The sequence below is a fragment of the Polaromonas sp. P1_G4 genome, from assembly GCF_056405475.1.
Window position 1 is genome coordinate 1 of the sequence record NZ_JBFUCA010000710.1, and the last position, 1,718, is coordinate 1,718.

Consider the following 1,718-nt stretch of genomic DNA (forward strand, 5'->3'; position numbering starts at 1 on the left):
GTCCCAGGGATGCCGACCTGGGCCAGAGCCCAATTGACAAATGAAGAACACCACGACGCCTTGTCGTCATAACCGCGGATGTTGGTGTGGGCGTGGTACTCGGTCACCCGGGGGTTACTCTGGCCCATGGGAAACGTGCGCACGCCGGCTTCGGCGAAGGCGATGGGCATCCAGGGTGTGTGCATAGAAATCAAAGCTGGCTCAGACCATAACCTTGATCTCGCCCGCAAGCTGCGGAGTGACCCTCGGCCCAAAGCTCTCAATATTTGCCAGGGTCGCCGTATGGTGGGCCGAAATCTGTGCCGCAGTGAGGATTCCGTTGTCCACGGTGGAGTGGCCATCCGAAACCAGCGTGACCGGATAGCCGAGAGCCAGGGCGCGCCGGGTCGTTGTGTCTACGCAAAAGTCGCTTTGCATGCCGCAGATGATCAATTTCTTGACGCCACGCTCCTGCAGCAGGGTCTGCAGCTCCGTGTTGTGGAACGAATCCGTCGCCTTCTTCCGCAGGCGGATATCGGTTGGCTGGGTGTCCAGGCCATCCGCGAGTTTCCAGCCCTCAGTTCCATACTCCAGCGGATCATTCGGCGCCTCGTGCTGGATCAGGATAACGGGAGCACCCGCGGCGCGGGCCTTGGCAGACACCTGGTTGATGCTGTCAATGACGCGCCGGCTTTCAAAGGCCCCGCCCTCACCGGAGCAAAGAGCCGTCTGAACGTCGATGATAAGGAGGGCAGTTGTCGTCATGAAGTAAGGTCTGATTTTGATGTGTTGGCGGAAAGGGGAAGTTCAGCCTGCCGCAATTTGCAGGCTCGATCAGTGCCTGGTTTGCATCACCGGAGCCACGCTGTTGCATCGCCTCCTGCCACAGCCTGGCGAGTTCCCCCGGGCGATCGGGATGGGTCTCGTACACGGCCGGTCCATGGGGGGTTTGATTCTGGGTAACGCATTTTTAGCCTGACGTTGAAATCAATCGGCAGCCAACAAGCATGCAAAGCAGGCTGGCCGAACATCCGTGCCGACCGAACTGGCAAATTGCGTCATGCGCCGCTCCAACCCCAATTACCCACCGTAGTCAGCCCTCACGTGAAGCTCGATCTTCGTCGGGTTCACTGCAGACAAACCTGACACCCGTGACGCCGCGAATGCTGGGGACAGCAATCAATGTAATCGGTGTCGCTAGCGTGGTCTCCTGGATTCCTGCCCAGGCACCGTTCTCCCAGATGGAAATTGCTTCCAGTTGATCAAGCTCCGCGTTGTAGCTGGCCGAGCCAATCACATCGCTCCCCTCGATGCGCACCGTAATGACCGGCTCCGTCATTGCATCCGTGACATCCGAGGTGTTCAAGACCGGGCACTGCCACGTCTCATCTTCCACCTCGCCCTCCATTCCGGCCTCCCAGGCCCACAACCAAATGGGATGGTTCTTGGCGTCCTGCAGCGAGATATCGTCCAGCGCCTTCGGCGCTCCAAATTCGAATTTCATGAATTTCGTTCTTGTGGGCAGGTGTTTGACATGAGTGGTTGAGCCTCAGACCGGTTGACTCCTGGAGGTGTACTTCRGGCGTGACGGATTCCAGAAGGCAAACTGGCTCCCGTTTCTTGCAATCTCCAGCGCGGGGGCTCCCCCTAAATCTTCCATGACTTCCGACACCTCGCTCTCGTCACCCAGATCGTCGAACTCGACGGCAAACGCTCTCTCGACCACGTCTTCGTAGTGC

Annotated in this window: 3 protein-coding genes; all 3 read right to left on the reverse strand. The window is 58.8% G+C overall.

Features of this window, described 5'->3' with window-relative positions:
• Nucleotides 1-201: 201 nt before the first annotated feature.
• Complete coding sequence (locus AC1D1X_RS22490; RefSeq protein ID WP_477671094.1) at nt 202-744, reverse strand: cysteine hydrolase family protein; 543 nt, start codon at nt 742-744, stop codon at nt 202-204.
• A 328-nt stretch (nt 745-1,072) separates the two neighbouring features.
• A complete protein-coding gene (locus tag AC1D1X_RS22495) occupies nt 1,073-1,483 on the reverse strand; it encodes a hypothetical protein (protein WP_477671095.1) in 411 nt (136 codons plus the stop codon).
• 45 nt (nt 1,484-1,528) lie between these two features.
• The coding region (locus AC1D1X_RS22500) for a hypothetical protein (RefSeq protein ID WP_477699245.1) at nt 1,529-1,718 on the reverse strand (190 nt) is incomplete at its 5' end.